The organism is Pelagibius sp. CAU 1746 (genome assembly GCF_039839785.1).
In the GTDB taxonomy this organism is placed as follows: domain Bacteria; phylum Pseudomonadota; class Alphaproteobacteria; order Kiloniellales; family Kiloniellaceae; genus Pelagibius.
Genome location: NZ_JBDOQT010000001.1, coordinates 2,648,127 through 2,665,664, shown reverse-complemented (window position 1 = coordinate 2,665,664; position 17,538 = coordinate 2,648,127). Strand labels below are relative to the sequence as shown.

Genomic DNA, 17,538 nt, shown 5'->3' with positions numbered 1-17,538 from the left:
ATACTTTTTGTCGGCGGTAAAGGAATCCTTTATCATTTCATCATTGATAAACCTTCCTTGGCCGATACAAAGATGTCTCTCGCAAGCGCTGCGCCTCAGATCAAGAAGCGCGATGAACCCGCAGCCGCCCCCCGCGGGCGCGGAGAGTTGGTCTATGCCCGCTGGGGCACTTGCCGGCCCCAACTGGCTGCCGGCCTGGGCAAGGCCATGGCCAAAGGCGGGCTGACGGCGGAGGAAAAAGCAGTCGCGCTTGAGGTTCTGAAGACACTCATCCGCGACACCGAAGTCGAGGTGCGGCGCACTCTGGCCGAGCACATCAAGTCCAGCCCCCTCTTGCCCCGCGAAATCGCCCTGCGCCTGGCGCGGGACGTGGAGGCGGTGGCCGTTCCGATCCTTCAGAGTTCTCCGGTTCTCACCGATGAAGATCTCCTCTCCATTATCTCTGACGGCGACCCCGCCAAACAGCGCGCCATTGCCGGGCGCGACGCGCTCAGCGAGGCGGTCTCCGGTGCACTCATCGATACCGGCCAGAAGAGCGTCATAGAGATCCTGCTGGCCAACGACAGCGCCGAAATCTCCGATGTGTCATACCGCAGCCTCCTCGATGCCTTCGGCGGCGACGGCGCCATCCAGGAGCTGATGGTCGAACGTCCTGTGCTTCCCTTCCCCGTCAAAGAGCGTCTGGTCTGCCTTGTGTCCAAGGCGCTTCAGGCCAGGATCATTCAGAAGCACGCCCTACCTCCTGCCCTGGTCGAGCAACTCGGCCAGCACGGTCGCGAGCGCGCCCTCTTGCAGAGTCTGGCGGCACTGAAAGGCGGCCGGGAGATCGATACTGCTGTCTCCCGCCTGGCCCGAACCAAGGGCTTGACGCCGACCTTGCTGCTGCGGGCGCTCTCAGCGGGTTTGCTGGAGTTTTTTGGCGCCGGCATGGCGGCCCTTGCCCGCGTCCCCAGCGCCAATGCGCAGAATGCTCTTCGCAAGGCCGGCACGCCGGCGCTCAACAGCCTCTACGCACGCACGCGGCTGCCGGCGCAACTACAGCCGGCCTTTCAGATCATGCTCGAGGAGGTACTGGAACGGCGGCACGCCGGCCACACCGGGCCGCAGGCCGAAATGGAACAGCGCATCATCTCTAACCTGGTGCACGCCTATCGCCAGATCAGCCCTGACAGCCTCGAGAGCGTGATCTACCAGTTGAGCCGCCTCAAAGCCGACAATCCCGACGCCCTGCTGGGGTAAGCCTGTCCGGTCGACCGGGCCTCAGCCCAGCTTCTCGCGCAGCACCTTGTTGACCATCCCCGGGTTGGCCTTGCCCTGGGTGGCCTTCATCACCTGGCCGACGAACCAGCCGAGGATCTTCTCGTTGCCGCCCTTGAACTGTTCGACTTGACCAGGGTTGCCGGCGATGATCTCGTCTACCAGTGCTTCGATCTCCGAAGAGTCGCTGATCTGCCTCAGACCCTTGGCCTCGACGATGGCCCCGGCCTCCTGGCCGCTGTCCCACATCTCCTCGAAGACTTCCTTGGCGATGCGCCCGGAGATCGTGCCGTCGGCGATGAGGTCCAGCAGGCCGCCCAGCTTCTTGGCGTCGACCGGCGCGCTTTCCAGATCGGCGCCGCTCTTGTTGAGGGCGCCGAAGTAATCGCCGATGACCCAGTTGGCCGCCAGCTTCGGGTCGCGCCCCTCGGCCACCGTCTCGTAGAAGGCTGCGGTGTCGCGGTCGGCGACCAGCACCCCGGCGTCATAGACCGGCAGGCCGAAGTCCTTCACGAAGCGCGCCTTCTTCTCGTCCGGCAGTTCCGGCAGGCTGCCCTTGATGTTCTCAACCCAATCAGGGTCCAACTCCAGCGGCAGCAGGTCGGGATCGGGGAAGTAGCGGTAGTCGTGCGCTTCTTCCTTGGAGCGCATGGAGCGCGACTTCCCGGTCATGCCGTCGAAGAGGCGCGTTTCCTGCACGATCTCGCCGCCGGCCTCCAGAACGTCGATCTGCCGCCTGGCCTCCTGTTCTATGGCCTGCTGCACGAAGCGGATGGAGTTGACGTTCTTGGTTTCCGTGCGCGTGCCCATCGGCTCGCCCGGGCGGCGCATCGAAAGGTTCACGTCGGCGCGCATCGAGCCCTCGTCCATGTTGCCGTCGCAGGTGCCGAGGTAGCGCAGGATGGTGCGCAGCTTGCGCAGATAGGCGCCCGCCTCCTCCGCCGAACGCATGTCCGGCTTGGAGACGATCTCCATCAGCGCCACCCCAGACCGATTCAGATCGATGTAGGATTGCGTCGGGTGCTGGTCGTGGATCGACTTGCCGGCGTCCTGCTCCAAGTGCAGCCGCTCGATGCCCACCTCGCGGGTCTCGCCGTCCTCCAGGTCCAGAACGATGGTGCCTTCACCGACGATGGGGTGCAGGTACTGCGAGATCTGATACCCCTGGGGCAAATCGGCATAGAAATAGTTCTTACGCTCGAAGACCGAGGTGAGGTTGATCTGCGCCTTCAGGCCCAGACCGGTGCGCACCGCCTGCTCGACCACGTACTTGTTCAGCACCGGCAGCATCCCCGGCATGGCCGCGTCGACCAGGGAGACTTGGCTGTTGGGGTCCGCCCCGAAGGCCGTGGAGGCCCCCGAGAACAGCTTCGACTTGGAGATCACCTGGGCATGGACCTCCAGCCCGATCACCATCTCCCACTCGCCCGTCTTGCCTTTGATCGTCGTTGCCATCTTCTCTTCTCCGCAACCGGCTCCTTAAAGAGCCCGCTCGTAAATAATCCGTCCGGTACTCACGAATCCCCGCGCCTCGTACCAAGGCGCCAGGTCGTCCTTGGCCTGGGCATGCGGCGTCAGCACGATCTCCAGGTCTCGGCAGCCCCGGGCCCTGGCCCAGGACGCCGCGGCCTCGACCAGCGCCGAGGCGACGCCCCGGCCGCGCCAGGCCGGATCGACGAAGAGGTCCTCCAGCTCCGCGTAGAACCCTGCCTCCAGGCCGAAGGCGCTGCTCATCGCCGCGGCGCCCGCCGCCTTTCCCTCGATCCGCGCCACCAGGGCGGCGGTGTCGTCGCGCGACAGAATCTGGCGCAGGTTCTTCGCCAAGCCGCCGATCGCGGCCTCGAAGCCCTCCTCGCGATAGAAGCGCTCGAAGAGCTGCAGCAGGTCGTCGAAGTCCGCCGGCTCGGCCAGCCGGACCTCAAGACCCGCGATGGCTGCGCCCGCCGCCATTGACCTATGCCGCCAGGAAGGCCGGCGTCGCGTCGAAGCCCGCCGCCTCTTCCAGCACACCGCCCACCTTGAACACCGTCTCCTCGTCGAAGGCCTTGCCCAGCAGTTGCAGACCCAGCGGCAGACCGTCCTGGGAGAGGCCCGCCGGGATCGAGATCCCCGGCAGCCCCGCCAGCGAGGCCGGCACGGTGAAGACGTCGTTCAGGTACATGGCGATGGGATCGTCCATCTTGTCGCCCATGCCGAAGGCCGCCGAAGGTGCCGTCGGCGTCAGGATCGCGTCGACCTTTTCATAGGCCTGGGCGAAGTCCCGCGCGATCAGGCTGCGCACCCTGCGCGCTTTGTTGTAGTAGGCGTCGTAGTAACCGGCCGACAGCACGTAGGTACCGATCAGGATGCGGCGCTGCACCTCCATCCCGAAGCCCTTGCCGCGGGTCGCCTCGTACATCTCGTCCAGGCTGCCGTCGGCGCCTTCGCGCAGGCCGTAGCGCACGCCGTCGTAGCGCGCCAGGTTGGAGGACGCCTCCGCCGGCGCGATGATATAGTAGGTCGGCAGCGCATAGTGCGTATGCGGCAGCGAGATTTCCACGACCTCGGCACCGGCCTCTTCCAGCCACTTAATGCCCTGCAGCCACAGTTGGTCGATCTCCGCGGGCATGCCGTCGATCCGGTACTCCTTGGGAATGCCGATCTTCATGCCCTTGATGTCGCCGGTCAGTGCCGCCTCGTAGTTCGGCACCGGCGCATTGACAGAGGTCGAGTCCTTGGCGTCGTAGCCGGCCATGGCCTCCAGCATGATCGCCGTGTCGCGCACCGTGCGCCCCATGGGTCCCGCCTGGTCGAGCGAGGACGCGAAGGCGACGATGCCCCAGCGCGAGCAGCGCCCGTAGGTCGGCTTCATGCCGACGATGCCGCAGAAGGCCGCCGGCTGACGGATCGAACCGCCGGTGTCCGTGCCCGTGGCGCCCAGCGCACAGCGCGCCGCAACGGCGGCAGCCGAGCCGCCGGAGGAGCCGCCGGGCACCAGCGGACGGTTGTCGCCGGATTTGCGCCAAGGGTTCTCCACGCCGCCGTAGTGGCTGGTCATGTTGGAGGAGCCCATGGCGAACTCGTCCAGATTGGTCTTGCCCAGCAGCACCGCGCCCGCGTCCCACATGTTCTGGCTCACCGTCGACTCGTAGGTCGGGTGGAAGCCGTCCAGGATGTGGGAGGCGGCGGTGGTCAGCACGCCCTCGGTGCAGAACAGGTCCTTCATGCCGATGGGCAAACCTTCCAGGACGCCCGCCTCGCCCGCCTTGCGCCGCTTGTCCGAGGCCTCGGCCATCTGCAGCGCCTTTTCCGGCGTCTCGGTGATGAAGGCGTTGAGCGAGCGCGCCGCCTCGACCGCTGCGATATGGGCCTCGGTCAGCTCCTTGGAGGAGGCCTCGCCCTTGGCCAGCAGGTCGCGCGCCTCGGCGAGGGTGAGGTTGGTCAGGTCGCTCATTATTCCACCACCTTCGGCACGGCGTAGAAGCCGTGGGCGCCCTCTGGCGCATTGGCCGTCACCCGGTCCGGATAGCCGCCGTCGGTCACCTCGTCGTCGCGCAGCGGCAGCTTCATGGAAACCACGGAGGTCATGGGCTCCACGCCCTCGGTGTCCAGCTCGGAAAGCTGCTCGATCCAGCCCAGGATGTTGGACAATTCCTTGGCCAGCGGCTCCTTGTGACTCTCGTCGACGCGAACGCGCGCCAGTCTCGCGATTTTCGCGACAGTTTCCTTGTCGACCGACATCGGCCTCAACCCTCATTTCCGGAAAGTGCTCCGCCCCGCCGCTGCGGTCGCCGGAGCGATCAAAAACCGCCGGAACCTAGCACCGGCCCCCGGAAGCCGCAAGATTGGGGCTCCTTGCCGCCCGGCCGGGGGCTGCCTATAAGGGGTTGTTTTTCCTGATCCGGGCCGAAAGAGGATTGCGCGCTCGATGGACCTTGCCGTCACAGATCTGGCCGCGCGCCTGGCGCCGGGCGAGCGCCTGCTGGGGCTCGATCCCGGGACCAAAACCATCGGGCTGGCGATCTCCGATTCGGCGCTCAGGGTGGCCTCCCCCCTTGAGACCATCAAACGCGGCAAGTTCACCCAGGACGCCGAACGCCTGGCGGCGGTCTGCAAGGATTACAGGGTCGGCGGCCTGGTCATCGGCCTGCCGGTGAACATGGACGGCACCGAGGGGCCGCGCTGCCAGTCGGTGCGCGCCCTGGCCCGCAACCTGGCGGAGAAGGCCGGCTTCACCCAGCCCATGGCCTTCTGGGACGAGCGCCTCTCCACCGCCGCCGTCGAGCGCTTCCTGGTGGACGAGGCCGACATGACCCGCAAGCGCCGCGGCGAGGTCGTCGACAAGATGGCCGCTGCCTACATCCTGCAGGGCGCCCTCGACGCCATTTCGCGGCAGCGGCAGGGCTAGGCCCCGATGCAGGCCCTCGCCACCGCCGTCCTGCCGGTCTTCCTGCTGATCCTGCTGGGCTACGTCATCCGCCGCCGCGGCTGGCTTCCCGCCGGCTTCTGGGAACCGGCCGAACGCCTCACCTACCTCTTCCTGCTGCCGGCCCTGCTCGCTACCACCCTGGCCCGCGCCGACTTCTCGGCCCTGCCGGCCGCCGCCATGGCCGGCGCCGTGATCCTGGCCATCGCCGCCATGTCCGCCCTGCTGGTCGCCTTCCAGCTCGTCACCCGCAAGAACGGCCCGGCCGTCACCGCGGTGCTGCAGACCTCGATCCGGCCCAACACCTACATCGGCCTCTCCATCCCCTTCGCCCTCTACGGCGAGCCCGGCCTCGCCATCGCCGCCCTCATCGTCGCCGTTGTGGTGCCGACGGTGAACGTGGTCAGCATCGCCGCCCTGCTGCGCTTCGGCGACCGCGCCCCAGGGACTGCGGGAGTGGGGACTGCGGGGTCGGGGCCGGGCCTGGTGAAGGCCCTGGTGAGCAACCCCCTGATCCTCGCCTGCCTGCTGGGCCTGGCACTGAACCTCAGCGGCCTCGGCCTGCCGCCAGTGGCCGGCGAGACCCTCACCATCCTCGCCCGCGCGGCCCTGCCCATGGCCCTGCTGGCGGTCGGCGCCGGCCTCGACTTCGGCGCCGCCCGGACCAGCGGCGGCTGGGTGGTCTCCGCCGTCGCGCTGAAGCTGGCGGGCCTGCCCCTGCTCACCGCCGGCTTCTGCCTGCTGCTCGGGGTCCACGGCCTGCCGCTGACGGTCGCCGTCATCTTCAACGCCCTGCCCGCCGCCACCTCCTCCTACATCCTGGCACGCCTGATGGGCGGGGCGCCCTCCCTGGTCGCCAACATCCTTACCGTGCAAACCCTGGTGGCCGCGCTCACGTTGCCCTTGCTGGTGCTCTTCCTCTTCTGACGCCTGCCCACGCCTCGGGCTGCCACGCGAGAGGCAGCCCTGCAGCGGCAGCACTTGACCGCCTGAGCTTGGATCGGCAAAACCCAGGCAACCGATACCGCCGCAGGGGATACTTACCCGATGACCGCTCCGCTTTCCGGCCTCAGGATCTTCGACCTGACGCGCATCCTGGCCGGCCCGACCGCAACCCAGCTTCTGGGCGATCTCGGCGCCGAAGTGATCAAGATCGAACGCCCCGGCCAGGGGGACGACACGCGCAAGTGGGGACCGCCCTTCGTTCAGAGCCCGGAAGGCGAGGATACGACGGAGAGCGCCTATTTTCTCTCCGCCAACCGCAACAAGCGCTCGGTCGCCATCGATATCTCCAAGCCCGAGGGGCAGGAACTGGCCCGTGACCTCATCGGCTTCTGCGACATCATGGTGGAGAATTTCAAGGTCGGGGGCCTCGCCAAGTACGGCCTGGGCTACGACGACCTGAAGGACCGCTATCCGGGGCTGATCTACTGTTCGATCACCGGATTCGGCCAGACCGGCCCCTACGCTCCGCGCGCCGGTTACGACTACCTGGCCCAGGGCATGGGCGGCATCATGAGCCTGACCGGGGAGCCCGAGGGCGAGCCGGTGAAGGTCGGCGTCGGCATCGCCGATATCATGTGCGGCATGTACGCGGTCAGCGCCATCCTGGCGGCATTGCACTACCGCGGCATGACGGGGCTGGGCCAGCACATCGACCTCGGGCTGCTCGACAGCCAGGTGGCCTGGCTGACCTACGAAGGGCTCAACTACCTGACCTCCGGCGAAGTGCCCAAGCGCCAAGGCAGTGAGCACCCCAACATCGTCCCTTATAAGGTGATGCCCTGCGCCGACGGTTACTTCATCCTGGCGGTGGGCAACGACGGCCAGTTCGAACGCTTCTGCACTTTCGCCGACTGCCCGGAACTGGCTCAGGATCCGCGCTTCAAGACCAACGCCGACCGCGTGCGCAATCGTGAAGCCCTCTATGAAATCCTGCCTGAGATCACCCGACGGATGACCCAGAAACACTGGGTCGACGGCCTCGCCGAACTTTCCGTGCCGGCCGGCCCCGTGAACACCCTGGACCAGGTATTTGCCGATCCCCAGGTGCTGGCCCGCGACATGAAGATCTCCATGCCCTACCGCGGCAGCAAGAACGGCAAGGTCGATCTCATCGGCAACCCGATCAAGTTCTCCGAGACCCCTGTGGAATACCGATTCGCCCCGCCGCGCGCCGGACAGGACAGCGACGCGGTGCTGGAAGAACTGCTCGGCTTGAGCCCGCAGGAACGCGCCCAATTGCGCGGAAAAGGCATCATTTAGGCAACTCATTCGCAGTCCTTGCCCCGGCGGTGGAACACTGCCGCTTGCCGCCGGGCAAGGGCGGTGTCATAACACGGCTTTAATGACTTCGACCCACGGCACCACGGCCTCTTACGAGGGCTACCGGCACCGTCACCTCCTCGGCATCGAGGGGCTGACGGCCAGCGAAATCCTCTTTCTTCTCGACCTCTCGGACGGCTATGTCGCCCTCAACCGCGGCGCCGACAAGAAGAAAGACCTCCTGACCGGCCGCACGGTCATCAATCTTTTCTTCGAAAATTCAACGAGAACGCGGACGTCCTTCGAGCTGGCTGCGAAGCGGCTCAGCGCCGATGTGATCAACATGTCGGTGGCTTGGTCGTCGATCAAGAAGGGCGAAACGCTCATCGACACGGCCATGACGCTGAACGCCATGCACCCCGACGTGCTGGTGGTGCGCCATCCGGACTCCGGCGCCGTGCAACTGCTGGCCGAGAAGATGAACTGCGCCGTCATCAACGGCGGCGACGGCAGCCACGAGCACCCAACCCAGGCCCTGCTCGACGCCCTCACCATCCGCCGCCGGCTGGGCGGCATCGAGGGGCTGCAGGTCGCCATCTGCGGCGACATCGCCCACAGCCGGGTCGCCCGCTCCAACATCCACCTGCTGACCACCCTGGGCGCAAGGGTGCGGCTCATCGCGCCGCCGACGCTGATGCCCGGCCAGATCGACCGCATGGGCGTCGAGACCTTCTCCGACATGCGCAAGGGGCTGAAGGACTGCGACATCGTCATGATGCTGCGCCTGCAGACCGAGCGCATGCAGGGCAGCTACGTACCCTCGACCCGCGAGTACTTCCACTTCTTCGGGCTCGACCAGGAAAAGCTTCAAGCGGCCAAGCCCGATGCCCTGATCATGCATCCGGGACCGATGAACCGCGGCGTCGAGATCGACAGCGAACTGGCCGACGACATCCACCGCTCGGTCATCCGCGAGCAGGTGGAGATGGGCGTCGCCGTGCGCATGGCCTGCCTCGAGACCCTGAACCACAACCTGCATGCAGCGCGCAGCCGGCAGGAACAGGCTGCCCAATGAGATATCTCCCGTGACCGTCCTTCCACCCAAGCACCGCACCGCCTACGTCAACGCCCGCCTGCTGGATCCCGCCAGCGGCCTGGACGCGCCCGGCGGCCTGCTGGCCGAGGACGGCAAGATCACCGACCTCGGCCCCGGCCTCTTCAAGGACGGCCTGCCGGAAGGCGCGCAGCGGGTCGACTGCGGCGGCGCCTGCCTGGCGCCGGGCCTGGTCGACATGCGCGTGCAGATCCGCGAGCCCGGCGAGGAGCACAAGGAGACCATGGTTACCGCCGGACGCGCCGCCGCCGCCGGCGGCGTCACCTCCATGGTCGGCCTGCCCAACACCGAGCCGGTCATCGACGACGTGGCCGGCGTCGAGTTCATCGCGCGGCGCGCCCGCGAGGCGAAGGGCGTGAAGGTCTACACCTACGCCGCCGTGACCCGGAAGCTGGAAGGCAAGGAACTGACCGAGATGGGCCTGCTGGCCGAGAACGGCGCCGTCGCCTTCACCGACGGGCTGAAGCCGGTCGAGAACGCCCAGGTCATGCGCCGCGCCCTGGCCTACGCCAAGACCTTCGGCCTCTTGATCGTGCAGCACCCGGAGGAGCCGAGCCTGGCCGGCGGTGCCATGAACGGCGGAGAGCTGGCCACACGCCTCGGCCTGCCCGGCATTCCCAAGCTGGCCGAGGTGATGATGATCGAGCGCGACCTGCGCTTAGTGGAGATGACCGGCGGGCGCTACCACGTCGCCCACGTCTCCACCGCCGAGAGCGTCGAGGCCATCCGCCGCGCCAAGGACCGCGGCCTCGACGTCACCTGCGATACCGCCCCCCACTACTTCGCCCTCAACGAGCTGGCCGTGGGCGAGTACCGCACCTTCGCCAAGGTCTCGCCGCCGCTGCGCAGCGAGGACGACCGCATCGCCATCCTGGAGGGCATCGCCGACGGCACCATCGACGCGATTGCCAGCGACCACAGTCCGCACGATCAGGAATCCAAGCGCCTGCCCTTCGGCCTCGCCGAGCCGGGCATCGTCGGCCTGGAGACCCTGCTGCCGCTGTCCCTGCAGCTCTACCACTGGGAGAAATGCGGCCTGCTGGACCTGCTCGCCCACCTGACGGTGAAGCCCGCCGGAATCCTGGGGCTCGACGCCGGCCGCCTGGCCAAGGGCGCGCCCGCTGACCTGCTGATCTTCAAGCCGGATCTTTCCTGGAAGATCCAGCCCGACAGCTTCGAGAGCAAATCCAAGAACAGCCCCTTCGAGGGCCTGCCGGTGCAGGGCCGCGTCGTCCGCACCGTGGTCGACGGCCGCGCCCTCTTCGAAGCGGCCTGACGGCGCCGGGGAACGACATGCCCGATCCGATCTCCTGGGAATACGCCTGGCCCTACATCACCGCCGCGCTGATCGGCGGCTACCTCTTGGGCTCGATCCCCTTTGGGCTGGTGCTGACGAAGCTGGCCGGCCTGGGCGATGTGCGCCAGATCGGCTCCGGCAACATCGGCGCCACCAACGTGCTGCGCACCGGCCGCAAGGGCCTGGCCGCCGCCACCCTGCTGCTCGACGGCGGCAAGGGCGCGGCCGCCGTGCTCATCGCCCAGTTCTGGGGCCCGGACATGGCCATCACCGCCGCCTTCGGCGCGGTGCTGGGCCACCTCTTCCCGGTCTGGCTCAGCTTCAAGGGCGGCAAAGGCATGGCCACCGCCCTCGGCGTGCTGCTCGCGCTCGACTGGCGGCTCGGCGCCGCCTGCTGCGCCCTCTGGCTTCTGGTCGCTGTCGTCTTTCGATTTTCCTCGCTCGCCTCCCTGGTCTCCATCGCCGCCGCCCCTGTGCTGAGCTGGTTCATTCTCGGCGACCTGCAAATGGTCCAGATGACCGGCGCTATGGCGGTCCTGATCTGGCTGCGCCACCATGAGAACATCCGCCGCCTGGCGACCGGCCAGGAATCGAAGATCGGCCAGAAGAAAGAGTGACCGGAAAGACCGGCTGCCGTCCGGCCCCTCGCGAAAAGCTTGACCTGAGCCCCCGGTCACGACGATTTTAAGTCGATGTCCGGAGATGAAATTAAACCGAAAAGAGATTTCCTGACCGATGCCGCGCGCCTCGACTGGCTGCGCCTGATCCGCTCGGAGAATGTCGGGCCGGTGGTTTTCCGCCAGTTGCTGGAGCGTTACGGCTCCCCGGCCAAGGCCCTGGAGGCGCTGCCGGAGCTGGCCCGGCGCGCCGGCGCCAAGCGCAAAATCCGCCTTTGCCCTCCGGAAGAGGCGGAAGCGGAGGCCGAGGCCGCGGCCAGGGCCGGCGTGCGCCTCCTCGCCCTCTGCGAACCCGCCTACCCCGCTCTGCTGCGCGCCCTGGACGATGCGCCGCCAGTCCTGGCCGTCCTCGGCGACCCGGCGGCCCTCGCCTTGGATTCCGTGGGCATTGTCGGCGCGCGCAACGCCTCGGCCAACGGACGGCGCTTCGCCGGGCGTTTGGCGGCAGACATCGCCGGGGCCGGGCTGGCCGTCACCTCCGGCATGGCCCGCGGCATCGACACGGCGGCGCACCGCGGCGCCCTGCCCCGTCCCACGGTGGCGGTGCTGGCCGGCGGGGTCGACATTATCTACCCGCCGGAGAACGATGCTCTCCATGCCGAGATTGCCGAAAACGGGGCCATCATCTCCGAACTGCCCTTGGGCACCGTGCCGCAGGCGCGCCACTTCCCGCGCCGCAACCGCCTGATCTCCGGGCTTTCCCTGGGCGTGGCGGTGGTGGAGGCGGCCAAGCGCTCCGGCTCCCTCATCACCGCCCGCTTTGCCGGCGACCAGGGGCGCGAGGTCTTTGCCGTGCCCGGCTCGCCGCTGGACCCGCGCGCCGCGGGTTGCAACCAGCTGCTGCGCGACGGCGCCACCCTCATCGAATCCGCCGCCGATATCCTCGCCAGCCTCGGCGCGCTGCGGCGGACCGGCCGAGAGGACACAGGATTCGATCAGGCGCCGGAGCGACCGATCCCGCCCGAGGCTGGCGCGACAGAGCGCGCGGACATAGAAGAACTCCTCGGCGCAAACCCCATTCTGGTTGATGATGTCGTGCGCCTCAGCGGCCTGCCGGTCGCCGTCGTAAACGGGGTTTTGCTGGAACTGGAGCTGGCCGGAAAGGTCGAGCGTCACCCCGGCAACCGTTTTGCGCGGCTTTACAAAGCCCCCGCCGACCCTTTATGACGGCTAGCCTTGCTGACCCGGCCCAGTCGAAGGGACCGAGTTGACCGGGAACCGCCGCACCCCATTTAAGGGGACTGTTCGGGGGCGACTTGCTCCCGTTAGGAACTTGGTAACGAACTGAGCGAATCATCCGCCCCTCATGAACGTCGTCGTCGTCGAATCGCCCGCTAAGGCGAAAACCATCAACAAGTACCTGGGTCAGGACTACTACGTCCTCGCCAGCTACGGGCACGTGCGCGACCTGCCGCCGAAGGACGGTTCCGTGCGACCCGACGAAGACTTCTCCATGAGCTGGCAGGTCGACGAGCGCGGCGAGAAGCGCCTCAGCGAGATCGCCGCGGCGGTGAAGAACAGCAAGCACCTCTACCTCGCGACCGACCCGGATCGCGAAGGCGAGGCGATTTCCTGGCACATCGTCGACGAGCTGAAGCGCCGCAACGTCTTGGACGGGGTCGACGTCGAGCGCGTCGTCTTCAACGAGATCACCAAGAAGGCGATCGTCGAGGCTTTCGAGCATCCGCGCCATCTGAACCAGGAACTGATCGACGCCTACATGGCGCGCCGCGCCCTGGACTACCTGGTTGGCTTCACCCTCTCCCCCGTGCTGTGGCGCAAGCTGCCCGGCAGCCGTTCGGCCGGGCGCGTGCAGTCGGTGGCGCTGCGCCTCATCTGCGAGCGCGAAGCGGAGATCGAGGTCTTCAAGCCGCAAGAATACTGGACCATCGAAGCCAAGCTGCTGAACGCCGAAGGCGCGCCTTTCACCGCGCGCCTGTCACAGCTCGACGGCAAGAAGCTCGACAAGTTCGACCTGCCCGACGAAGCCAGCGCCAAGGCGGCGGTGCAGAAGCTGGAATCCGCAAGCCGCCTCGCCGTCGCCCAGGTCGAGCGCAAACAGGCCAAGCGCAACCCCTACCCGCCCTTCACCACCTCGACCCTGCAGCAAGAGGCTTCGCGCAAGCTCGGCTTCGGGGCGACGCGCACCATGCGGGTGGCGCAGAAGCTCTACGAGGGTATCGACATCGGTGGCGAGACCGTCGGCCTCATCACCTATATGCGGACCGACGGCGTCACCATGGCGCAGGAGGCCCTGGACGGCGCCCGCGCGCTGATTTCCGCCGACTACGGCGATGCCTACCTGCCCTCGGCACCGCGCCAGTACAAGTCGAAGCAGAAGAACGCCCAGGAAGCCCACGAGGCCATCCGCCCCACCGACGTCGCCCGACGCCCGAAGGAGATGGCCTCCTACCTGGACAGCGACGGCCTGAAGCTCTACGAGCTGATCTGGAACCGCACCATGGCCTGCCAGATGGCCAGCGCCGAGCTGGACCAGGTGGCCGTCGACATCGATGTGGACGGCGGCGTGGCGCAGCTCCGCGCCACCGGTTCCATCGTCACCTTCGACGGCTTCCTGAAGCTCTATCAGGAAAGCAGCGACGACAAGGAAGGCGACGAGGAGAACGGCAAGCCGGGCGACCGCCGCCTGCCCAAGCTCAACGAGGGCGACGCGGTCGAGCGCGAAGAGATCCTGCCCGAGCAGCACTTCACCCAGCCGCCGCCGCGCTACAGCGAAGCCAGTCTGGTGAAGAAGATGGAGGAGCTGGGCATCGGCCGCCCCTCCACCTACGCCTCCATCCTACAGGTGCTGCAGGACCGCGACTACGTGCGCCTCGACCGCCGCCGCTTCATCCCGGAAGACCGCGGCCGCCTGGTCGTGGCTTTCCTCGCCAGCTTCTTCGAACGCTACGTACAGTACAACTTCACCGCCGAGATGGAGGAGAAGCTCGACGACATCTCCGGCGGGCGCATCGACTGGCGCCGCGTGCTGCGCGATTTCTGGGAGGCCTTCCACACCTCCGTCGAAGGTGCGAGCGACCTCTCCATCACCCAGGTCATCGACGCGCTGGATGAAGATCTCGGCCCACACTTCTTCCCGGTGGATTCGGAAAAGCCGGACGTCGATCCGCGCGTCTGTCCGTCCTGCAAGGAGGGCCGCCTCGGCCTGCGCCTGGGGCGTAACGGCGGCTTCATCGGCTGCTCCAACTACCCCGACTGCCGCTACACCCGGCCGCTGGCCGTGCCCGGCGCCGAGGAAGACATCGGCATCGATCTGACCAACCCCAAGGTACTGGGCGACGACCCGGAGAGCGGCAAGCAGGTCACCCTGCGCAAGGGCCCCTTCGGCATCTACCTGCAGCTCGGCGAGGCCGAGGGTGACGAGAAGCCCAAGCGCGCCTCCCTGCCGAAGAACCTGGCGCCGGCAGAGCTCGACCTGCAGACCGGGCTCGCGCTGCTGGCTCTGCCGCGTGACGTGGGCCCCCACCCCGACGACGGCAAGCCGATCACCGCCGGCATCGGCCGCTACGGCCCCTACGTGAAGCACGGCTCCACCTACCGCTCGCTGACCGAGGGCGACGACGTCCTCACCGTCGGCCTGAACCGCGCGGTCACCTTGATCGCCGAAGCGCCCCAGCGCCGCGCCGCCGGCCGCCAGCTCGGCGAGCACCCCGAGGACGGCAAGGTGGTCAGTCAGGGCAAGGGTCGCTTCGGTCCCTACGTGAAACACGGCAAGCTCTACGCCACCATCCCGGCCGACATCGATCCCGAGACCGTCACCCTTGAGCAGGCCCTGGAACTGCTGCGGGTCCAGGCGGAGAAGAAAGCCGCCAAGGCCGGCACCAAGACGCCCGCGAAGAAGAAGGCCGTCAAGAAAAAGGCGGCCAAGAAGAAGGCGACGACCAAGAAGGCCGCCACGAAGAAGACGGCGGCCAAGAAATCGGCTGCCAAGAAGAAGGCCGCACCGAAGAAAAAGCCGGCCGGCGAAACGGCGGCCGACTGATCTTGGCCGGCAAGAAGGAAAAGGCCGGCTCTCAAAAGCCAAAAGCGGCCCACACCGCCCCCTTCCCCAGCAAGGAACAGGTTCTCGCCTTCATCAACGAGAGCAGCGAGCCCGTCGGCAAGCGCGAGGTCGCACGCGCCTTCCGCATCAAGGGCAGCGCCGACCGCATCCGCCTGAAGGCCCTGCTGAAGGAGTTGAAGCAGGACGGCCTGCTGGAGAAGCAGCCCGCCCGGCGCCTCTCTGCGCCCGGACGCCTGCCCAACGTGCTGGTGGTCGAGGTGACGGAGATGGACGAGGACGGCGAGTTGCTGGCCCGGCCTGCCGTCTGGGATGACGACAAAGTCAAGCCGCCGCGCATCTACGTGGCCCCCGACAAGCGCAGCCGCGCCGTCCTCGCCATGGGCGAGCGGGCGCTGGTCCGCCTGCAGCTTGTCGAGGAGGGCACCTACGAAGCCCACATCATCCGCAAGCTGGACCGCCCGCCGCAGCGTGTGCTGGGCGTCTACGAAGTCGGCGGCGAAGGCGGCCGCCTGCGCCCCACCGACAAGCGCGCCAAGAAGGACTTCATCCTGCGCGAGGGCGACGCCAAGGGGGCCGAACCCGGCGAACTGGTGCTGGCCGAGATCATCCCGAGCCGCCAGCGCCGTGACAGCCTCGGCCTGCGCAGCGTGCGCGTCACCGAACGCCTGGGCCGCGGCGACGACCCCAAGGCACTGAGCCTCATCACCCTGCACGAGCACGGCCTGCTCAGTGAGTTTCCGGAAAAGGCCCTGGCCGAGGCCGAGGCCGCCGAGGCGGCGCCGCTGGGCAAGCGCCAGGATCTGCGCGACATCCCGCTGGTCACCATCGACGGCGCCGACGCCCGCGACTTCGACGACGCCGTCTTCGCCGAGCCGGACCAGGACGACAAGAACCCCGGTGGCTGGCATCTGCTGGTCGCTATCGCCGACGTGTCGCACTACGTCACGCCCGGCAGCGCCCTCGACAAGTCCGCCTATCTGCGCGGCAACTCCACCTACTTCCCCGACCGCGTGCTGCCGATGCTGCCGACGGCGTTGTCGAACGGCTGGTGCTCGCTCAATCCGCAGGAAGACCGCCCCTGCATGGCGGCGCACCTCTGGATCGACGCCCAGGGCAAGTTGCTGCGCCACAAGTTCGTGCGCGGCCTCATGCGCTCGGCCGCCCGCCTTACCTACGAGGAGGTCCAGGCGGCGCGCGACGGCCAGAAGGGCGGCGACCACGGCGCGGTGCTGGAGGCGATCCTGCCGCCTCTCTACGGCGCCTTCGAGGCGCTGCTGGCCGCCCGCCACGAGCGCGGCACCCTGGAGCTCGACCTGCCGGAGCGCAAGATCCGCCTCACCGAGGATGGCCGGGTCGCGGCCATCGAAACGCGCACCCGCCTCGACAGCCACCGGCTGATCGAGGAGTTCATGATCACCGCCAACGTGGCCGCGGCCAAGGAGCTGGAGCGCCTGCGCCAGCCCTGCATGTACCGCGTCCACGACAAGCCGGACCCCTTGCGCCTCTCCGCCCTGGCGGAGGTGCTGCGCGACCTTGGCCTGCGTTTCAACGCCGCCCAGGTGGTGCGCCCGCGCGACCTGACCCGCCTGCTCACCAGGGTCGAGGGCCAGCCCGAAGCGCCGCTGGTCAACGATCTCATCCTGCGCGCCCAGAGCCAGGCCATCTACAGCCCCGAGAACCTCGGCCATTTCGGCCTGGCCCTCACCCACTATGCCCATTTCACCTCGCCGATCCGGCGCTATGCGGACCTGCTGGTCCACCGGGCGCTGGTCTCCGGCCTGAAGCTGGGTGACGACGGCCTGCCGCCCGGCAGCGAAAGCCAGTTCGAGGAGATGGGCAGCCATATCAGTTCGACCGAGCGCAGCTCGGCGGCGGCCGAGCGCGACGCCGTCGACCGCTTCACCGCCGCCTTCCTGCAGGAGCAGGTCGGCGCCACCTTTGCCGGGCGGGTCAACGGCGTCACCCGCTTCGGGCTCTTCGTCACCCTGGACGACAGCGGCGCCGACGGGCTGATCCCCATCAGCACCCTGCCGGACGATTTCTACCGCCACGTCGAGGCGCGCCACAGCCTCGAGGGGGAGCGCTGGGGCCGGGTCTACCGTCTTGGAGACCGGCTCAGGGTCCGCCTGCTCGAGGCAGAACCCATGACCGGCGGCCTCATCCTCGCCCTGGACGCCTCCGAAGACGAACCGAACACTTCCCAAAAACCCTTAAAATCCGCCAGAAACGGCCCCAAAAAAGCGCCCGGAAAGCGGGCCTCCAAAACATCCCGAAAAAAGCCACAAAGCCGCCCTACCAAGGCCAAGAGCGGCAAACCGGGCAAAAACGGGCGCAAGGGAGGCACCGGCCGCAAGCGTTAGCCGGCGAATTGTTACTCGGGTGTTAACGAATCTTTGACTCAGGCTGGTGCCTAATAGGCCCGTAATTTTGGGCCAAACGGCTCTGAACAAACGAAATTGCGCTTTGCGCATAGTTAATGACTTCGTTTATTGTCTAAGC

14 protein-coding genes are annotated in these 17,538 nt (G+C 67.4%); 10 read left to right on the top strand and 4 right to left on the bottom strand.

Annotation, left to right across the window (positions count from 1 at the left end):
• Window positions 1-147 precede the first annotated feature (147 nt).
• Window positions 148-1,239 carry a DUF2336 domain-containing protein gene (locus AAFN88_RS12625; protein ID WP_347520666.1) on the top strand — a complete coding sequence of 364 codons (1,092 nt, stop codon included), beginning with the start codon at window positions 148-150 and terminating at the stop codon, window positions 1,237-1,239.
• 21 nt (window positions 1,240-1,260) lie between these two features.
• On the opposite strand, the gene gatB is transcribed toward AAFN88_RS12625, so the two are convergent.
• The 4 genes from gatB to gatC are packed head-to-tail and all read right to left on the bottom strand — an operon-like array spanning window position 1,261 to window position 4,977.
• Window positions 1,261-2,712, bottom strand: a complete 1,452-nt coding sequence (gatB, locus tag AAFN88_RS12620) for an Asp-tRNA(Asn)/Glu-tRNA(Gln) amidotransferase subunit GatB (RefSeq protein ID WP_347520665.1) — start codon at window positions 2,710-2,712, stop codon at window positions 1,261-1,263.
• A gap of 24 nt (window positions 2,713-2,736) precedes the next feature.
• Window positions 2,737-3,207: a GNAT family N-acetyltransferase gene (locus AAFN88_RS12615; protein WP_347520664.1), complete on the bottom strand. Its 471-nt coding sequence runs from the start codon at window positions 3,205-3,207 to the stop codon at window positions 2,737-2,739.
• Window positions 3,208-3,211: 4 nt separating this feature from the next.
• Window positions 3,212-4,690: an Asp-tRNA(Asn)/Glu-tRNA(Gln) amidotransferase subunit GatA gene (gatA, locus tag AAFN88_RS12610; protein WP_347520663.1), complete on the bottom strand. Its 1,479-nt coding sequence runs from the start codon at window positions 4,688-4,690 to the stop codon at window positions 3,212-3,214.
• Entirely contained in the window at window positions 4,690-4,977 is a 288-nt protein-coding gene (gene gatC, locus AAFN88_RS12605) for an Asp-tRNA(Asn)/Glu-tRNA(Gln) amidotransferase subunit GatC (RefSeq protein ID WP_347520662.1), read from the bottom strand. The genes gatA and gatC overlap by 1 nt, the downstream gene beginning before the upstream one ends.
• Before the next feature lie 187 nt (window positions 4,978-5,164).
• Here gatC and ruvX point away from each other — a divergent pair, with 187 nt between their 5' ends.
• From ruvX to rnr, 9 genes are all read left to right on the top strand, one after another.
• A complete protein-coding gene (ruvX, locus tag AAFN88_RS12600; protein WP_347520661.1) occupies window positions 5,165-5,644 on the top strand; it encodes a Holliday junction resolvase RuvX in 480 nt (159 codons plus the stop codon).
• 6 nt (window positions 5,645-5,650) lie between these two features.
• Window positions 5,651-6,589 carry an AEC family transporter gene (locus tag AAFN88_RS12595; protein WP_347520660.1) on the top strand — a complete coding sequence of 313 codons (939 nt, stop codon included), beginning with the start codon at window positions 5,651-5,653 and terminating at the stop codon, window positions 6,587-6,589.
• A gap of 120 nt (window positions 6,590-6,709) precedes the next feature.
• Window positions 6,710-7,927: a CaiB/BaiF CoA-transferase family protein gene (locus AAFN88_RS12590; RefSeq protein WP_347520659.1), complete on the top strand. Its 1,218-nt coding sequence runs from the start codon at window positions 6,710-6,712 to the stop codon at window positions 7,925-7,927.
• Window positions 7,928-8,009: 82 nt separating this feature from the next.
• Window positions 8,010-9,002 (top strand): aspartate carbamoyltransferase catalytic subunit, encoded by a 993-nt coding sequence (locus AAFN88_RS12585; RefSeq protein WP_347520658.1) that lies wholly within the window; start codon window positions 8,010-8,012, stop codon window positions 9,000-9,002.
• A gap of 10 nt (window positions 9,003-9,012) precedes the next feature.
• A complete protein-coding gene (gene pyrC, locus AAFN88_RS12580) occupies window positions 9,013-10,317 on the top strand; it encodes a dihydroorotase (protein ID WP_347520657.1) in 1,305 nt (434 codons plus the stop codon).
• A 17-nt stretch (window positions 10,318-10,334) separates the two neighbouring features.
• The gene (plsY, locus tag AAFN88_RS12575; protein WP_347520656.1) at window positions 10,335-10,955 is read left to right on the top strand and encodes a glycerol-3-phosphate 1-O-acyltransferase PlsY; all 621 of its coding nucleotides are present in this window, start codon (window positions 10,335-10,337) and stop codon (window positions 10,953-10,955) included.
• Window positions 10,956-11,030: 75 nt separating this feature from the next.
• The gene (gene dprA / locus AAFN88_RS12570; protein ID WP_347520655.1) at window positions 11,031-12,182 is read left to right on the top strand and encodes a DNA-processing protein DprA; all 1,152 of its coding nucleotides are present in this window, start codon (window positions 11,031-11,033) and stop codon (window positions 12,180-12,182) included.
• Window positions 12,183-12,321: 139 nt separating this feature from the next.
• Window positions 12,322-15,018, top strand: coding sequence for a type I DNA topoisomerase (gene topA / locus AAFN88_RS12565; protein WP_347520654.1), 2,697 nt, complete (start codon window positions 12,322-12,324; stop codon window positions 15,016-15,018).
• 2 nt (window positions 15,019-15,020) lie between these two features.
• Window positions 15,021-17,399, top strand: coding sequence for a ribonuclease R (rnr, locus tag AAFN88_RS12560; protein WP_347520653.1), 2,379 nt, complete (start codon window positions 15,021-15,023; stop codon window positions 17,397-17,399).
• The last annotated feature ends 139 nt before the right edge of the window (window positions 17,400-17,538 follow it).

What these genes read in the sequence shown, in the direction of transcription:
- gatB (WP_347520665.1), bottom strand. Translation starts at nt 2,712, where the DNA reads ATGGCAACGACGATCAAAGGCAAGACGGGCGAGTGGGAGATGGTGATC.
- AAFN88_RS12615 (WP_347520664.1), bottom strand. Translation starts at nt 3,207, where the DNA reads ATGGCGGCGGGCGCAGCCATCGCGGGTCTTGAGGTCCGGCTGGCCGAG.
- gatA (WP_347520663.1), bottom strand. Translation starts at nt 4,690, where the DNA reads ATGAGCGACCTGACCAACCTCACCCTCGCCGAGGCGCGCGACCTGCTG.
- gatC (WP_347520662.1), bottom strand. Translation starts at nt 4,977, where the DNA reads ATGTCGGTCGACAAGGAAACTGTCGCGAAAATCGCGAGACTGGCGCGC.
- ruvX (WP_347520661.1), top strand. Translation starts at nt 5,165, where the DNA reads ATGGACCTTGCCGTCACAGATCTGGCCGCGCGCCTGGCGCCGGGCGAG.
- AAFN88_RS12595 (WP_347520660.1), top strand. Translation starts at nt 5,651, where the DNA reads ATGCAGGCCCTCGCCACCGCCGTCCTGCCGGTCTTCCTGCTGATCCTG.
- AAFN88_RS12590 (WP_347520659.1), top strand. Translation starts at nt 6,710, where the DNA reads ATGACCGCTCCGCTTTCCGGCCTCAGGATCTTCGACCTGACGCGCATC.
- AAFN88_RS12585 (WP_347520658.1), top strand. Translation starts at nt 8,010, where the DNA reads ATGACTTCGACCCACGGCACCACGGCCTCTTACGAGGGCTACCGGCAC.
- plsY (WP_347520656.1), top strand. Translation starts at nt 10,335, where the DNA reads ATGCCCGATCCGATCTCCTGGGAATACGCCTGGCCCTACATCACCGCC.
- dprA (WP_347520655.1), top strand. Translation starts at nt 11,031, where the DNA reads ATGTCCGGAGATGAAATTAAACCGAAAAGAGATTTCCTGACCGATGCC.
- topA (WP_347520654.1), top strand. Translation starts at nt 12,322, where the DNA reads ATGAACGTCGTCGTCGTCGAATCGCCCGCTAAGGCGAAAACCATCAAC.